Origin of the sequence: Streptomyces sp. HSW2009 (genome assembly GCF_040240285.1) — a bacterium.
Taxonomy (GTDB): Bacteria; Actinomycetota; Actinomycetes; order Streptomycetales; family Streptomycetaceae; genus Streptomyces.
Genome location: NZ_JBEHZD010000640.1, coordinates 1 through 3948, shown reverse-complemented (window position 1 = coordinate 3948; position 3948 = coordinate 1). Strand labels below are relative to the sequence as shown.

Genomic DNA, 3948 nt, shown 5'->3' with positions numbered 1-3948 from the left:
GCGCGGCTTCCTTCTTCTCGCCCCCGGGCGCCCCCGGGTGGGGGGCGGGGGGCCCGCGGGGCCACGGGGGCCGGGCGCGGGGCCCCACCGCTGGTCAGTCGGGGGGCGAGGAGGGGCCGGGCGGGTGCGCGGTGGTCAGTCGCGCGGAGCGGGCCCGGCCCACGGCACGTGTCGCCGCGGGGCGGCGGTTCAGCGGGTGCGGGCCACCCAGTCCTGGTAGCGGGTGGGCGCCAGGTGGGCGTCCGGGCCCGCGGTCAGGACGTCACCGGGGACGGCCGCGAACATCCCGGAGCCGCCGGTGACGACCGAGCGGTCGTCACCCTGGGCGGCCAGGGTGATCTTGCCGAGTTCGTCCAGCGGGAAGACCTCGGGGCCCGCGATGTCACGGACGCCGTTCAGCGGGCTGCCGGTGGCGACGTCAACGACCGCGGCCACCACGTCGGCCGCCGCGATCGGCTGGAGCGGCGTGGCGGGCAGCCGGACGGTGGTGTCGTCGCTGCTCCAGGAGAGGATCGCGTCGACGAACTCGAAGAACTGGGTGGCGCGCACGATCGAGTACGGCGCGGGCCCCTGCTTGAGCAGGTCCTCCTGGAGCACCTTGGCCCGGTAGTAGGCGAGGTCGGGCACCTGGTCGACGCCGACGATGGACAGGATCACCTGGTGTCCGACGCCCGCCCGCTCGCCGGCGGCCAGCAGGTTGTCCGTCGTGGTGCGGAAGAAGTCCAGCGAAGCTTCGTCGAAGGTCGGCGAGTTGGCGACGTTGATGACGACGTCCGACCCCGTCAGGGCCTGGTCGAGCCCTTCGCCGGTGAGCAGGTCCACGCCGGTGGACGGCGCGGCGGGGACGGCCTCGTGCCCGGCCTCGGCCAGTCGCCGGACCACCTGCGAGCCGATCAGACCGGTACCACCGATGACCGTGAACTTCATGGCTGTCACCTTTTCCCGCTTGTCCAGAGGGTGCCTGAGGGCACGCCAGAGGCCGTTGAGGACACCGCCCCAACTCGGACACTTCCTGTCCGCGATAATAGTCGGATACGCTTTATCCGAGTCAAGTCGGATGAGCCGAGCGGGTCACACAGGAGAGGCGGGGGTGGATCATGAAGTTGTCCGGTGGGGTCGAGTGGGCGTTGCACTGTTGTGTGGTGCTGACCAGCGCGACGACCCCGGTGGCCGCCGTCCGCCTCGCGGAGCTGCACGACGTGTCCGGCAGCTATCTGGCGAAGCAGCTCCAGGCGCTGTCCCGGGCCGGCCTGGTGGACTCCGTCCAGGGCAAGGCCGGCGGCTACGTCCTCACCCGGGCCCCGGAGTTGATCAGCGTGCTGGACGTGGTCCAGGCCGTCGACGGCACTCAGCCCGCCTTCGTCTGTACCGAGATCCGGCAGCGCGGCCCCCTGGCGGCGTCGCCCGAGAGCTGCACCAAGCCGTGCGCGATCGCCCGCGCCATGGCCGAGGCGGACGCCGCCTGGCGCGCCACGCTCCAGGCAATCACCATCGCCGACCTCGCGCAGAGCGTCACCGACGACTACGGGCCCGACGCGCTGCCCGGCATCGGCAGTTGGCTGACGGGGGCCGGCGCGGCGGCTGGCTGAGCCCGGCTGCGGGGCGACCGGTCGCGGAGCGCGGCCCGCGGTGGGGTGAGTGACTGCGGGACGTCCTGCCGTGGGGGGGGGCGATGGACCGCGGGGCAGGGTGCCCGGTCGTGGGGCGGGGCGGTGCCCCGGGGTGGTCGTGCGGGTCATGGTTCGACCTTGCGTTGGGGGGTCCGGGGCCACGGGCCCGGTCCGCCGGGGTGGCCGGTCAGGCGCTCCGTACCGGGTGTTGGGTGAGGTGCCCCGTACGGCGGCGGGGGCGGGGCGTCGCCCTGGCGCGGGGCCGGTACGCGGCCCGGCACCGGGGGGTCCGTCGGTTCGGCGGGTGGGCCGGGCGGCGGGGCGAAGGCGGGCGGGCCGCCGGGCGGCCGGGCGAAGTAGGCGCTCAGGGACTCGACGGTGAGCCGGGCGAAGAGTTCGGCGATGGGCACCTGGTGGCCGGTCGCCTCGCGGAGCAGGACCTGCGCGCGCTGGATGAGCTGCGCATCGCCGCCGAGGTCGAAGAAGTGGTCGCGCGGGCCGAATCTGTCGGTGCCGAGGAGTTCGGCCCAGACGCCGGCGATGACCTGCTGGAGCGGGCCGCCGAGTGGCTGCCCGGCGCTCCGCCTGCCGGGCAGTACCCGGGCGGCCAGGCCCGCACGGTGCACCTTGCCGGTGGCCGTGCGCGGCACCGCGGTCGTACGGAAGATGCGGCGCGGAACGTGGTCCGCGGCGAGCCGGCCCGCGAGGAAGATGCGGAACTCCTCGTCGCTGGGGTCGTCCCGCTCACGGACCACGACGGCGGCGGCGACCTCCTGGCCGAGGGTCGGATGCGGCAGCGGGAAGGCGGCGGCGTCGAGCACCGCGGGGTGGGCCAGCAACGCCCGGTCGACCTCGATCGGCGAGACGGCCACGCCGCCCCTCCGGATGACCTCGCCGAGCCGGCCGGTGAGGAAGAGATAGCCGTCCGCGTCCACGTGGCCGAGGTCGCCGGTGTGGAACCAGCCGTGCGCGAAGGCGTTCACGGGGGCGGCCGGGTGCGGCGCGTAACCGCGGATGACGGTCGGCCCGCGCAGCACGATCTCGCCCGTGCCGCCCGCCGGGAGCAGCCTGCCGTCGGCGCCCATGGCGGCCACCTCGGGCCCGGTGGAGACGCCCACCGAACCCGGCTTGCGCGGGCCGGGCGGCAGCGGGTTGACGGTGATGACGGAGCAGGCTTCGGTCATCCCGTACGCGTCGATGACCGGCACTCCGAGGGTGCGTTCCATCCGCTGGGCCAGCGCGGTCGGCAGCGGGGACGAGGCGGAGCGTACGAAGCGCAGCGGGCCGCGGCGGCCGGGGCGGGGCCGGCCGGCGAGCGCGTCCACGATCGCCTGGTGGACGGCCGGCACCGCGGAGTACCAGGTGGGGGCGTACCCGTCGAGCCAGCCGGGGAACGCCGCGGCGTCGAAGCCGGGCGGCACCACGATGCTGCCACCGGCCCACAGCGAGGCGAGCAGCGGGCCCATCAGGCCGTGGCTGTGGCAGAGCGGGGTGACGTTCAGGCACCGGTCGTGCTCGGTCAGGTCCAGGCTCAGGCTGCTGTTGTGCGCCGAGGTGCAGACGGCGGCGTGCGTGAGGGACACCAGCTTGGGCCGCCCGGTGGTGCCCGAGGTGTGCAGGGCGAAAGCCGGGTCGGTGGCGGCGCCGGCGCGCGGCACGGTCCGCTGCCTCCCGACCCTGCCGCTCGTCAACTCCTCGTCACCGCAGATGAGTTGGTAGCTGCCGGCCGGACCGCCCGGCGGGGCGGCGAGGTGGACGACGCGGCGGCCCGGCGCCGGGGCGAGGGCGGGGGCGAGCGAGTCGCGGCGGGCCTCGACGACCCCGGCCGTGGCGCCGAGGGCGGTGAGCAGGGTGTCGAACTCCGCGGCGCGGCAGGCCGGGTCGAGCGGCGCGGCCTGCGCTGCGCAGCCGATGGCGAGCGTGGCCACCGCGGCGGCCGGGCCGTGCGGCAGCGCGAGTGCGACCCGGTCGGCCGGGGTGATCCGGGCCGTGCGCAGCGTCCGCACCGTCCGCTCGACCTGCTGGTACAGCAGCCGGTAGGTCAACGCGAGGTGGCCGGGCGCCTCGATCGCCACGGCGTCGGGCCGGCGCTCGCTCTGGCTGCGCAGCATCGGGAGGAGGTGCCGCCAGCGCGGCCGGTTGGCCCCCGGCAGCGGTGCGATGCTGCGGGCGTGGTTCATGGGTGCTCCTGTGGCGTGGGGGGCGGGGTGGCGGGGTGGCGGCGGTCCGCTCGGGGCCTTGGTGGTGGGGGAGTTGGGGGGAGAGGTGGGGTGCGGGGTGCGGGGGCGGTCTATGTGACACATCTCCGCGCCCACGGGGCGGACTCCTCGGGGGGGGG

3 protein-coding genes are annotated in these 3948 nt (G+C 75.5%); 1 reads left to right on the top strand and 2 read right to left on the bottom strand.

All coding sequences use genetic code 11. The annotated features are described in order from the left end of the window. Window positions 1-189 precede the first annotated feature (189 nt). Window positions 190-927, bottom strand: a complete 738-nt coding sequence (locus AAHZ94_RS29950; RefSeq protein ID WP_349996857.1) for an SDR family oxidoreductase — start codon at window positions 925-927, stop codon at window positions 190-192. A 170-nt stretch (window positions 928-1097) separates the two neighbouring features. On the opposite strand from AAHZ94_RS29950, the gene AAHZ94_RS29945 reads away from it, so the two are divergent. Next, on the top strand, window positions 1098-1589 hold the full coding sequence (locus tag AAHZ94_RS29945; protein WP_349996855.1) for an RrF2 family transcriptional regulator: 492 nt from the start codon (window positions 1098-1100) through the stop codon (window positions 1587-1589). A 146-nt stretch (window positions 1590-1735) separates the two neighbouring features. Here AAHZ94_RS29945 and AAHZ94_RS29940 read toward each other — a convergent pair whose 3' ends face one another. Then, window positions 1736-3790 (bottom strand): non-ribosomal peptide synthetase, encoded by a 2055-nt coding sequence (locus tag AAHZ94_RS29940; protein WP_349996852.1) that lies wholly within the window; start codon window positions 3788-3790, stop codon window positions 1736-1738. Between the last annotated feature and the right edge of the window lie 158 nt (window positions 3791-3948).

Excerpts from the sequence above, each read along its gene's own strand:
- AAHZ94_RS29950 (WP_349996857.1), bottom strand. The coding sequence starts at position 927 with ATGAAGTTCACGGTCATCGGTGGTACCGGTCTGATCGGCTCGCAGGTG.
- AAHZ94_RS29940 (WP_349996852.1), bottom strand. The coding sequence starts at position 3,790 with ATGAACCACGCCCGCAGCATCGCACCGCTGCCGGGGGCCAACCGGCCG.
- AAHZ94_RS29945 (WP_349996855.1), top strand. The coding sequence starts at position 1,098 with ATGAAGTTGTCCGGTGGGGTCGAGTGGGCGTTGCACTGTTGTGTGGTG.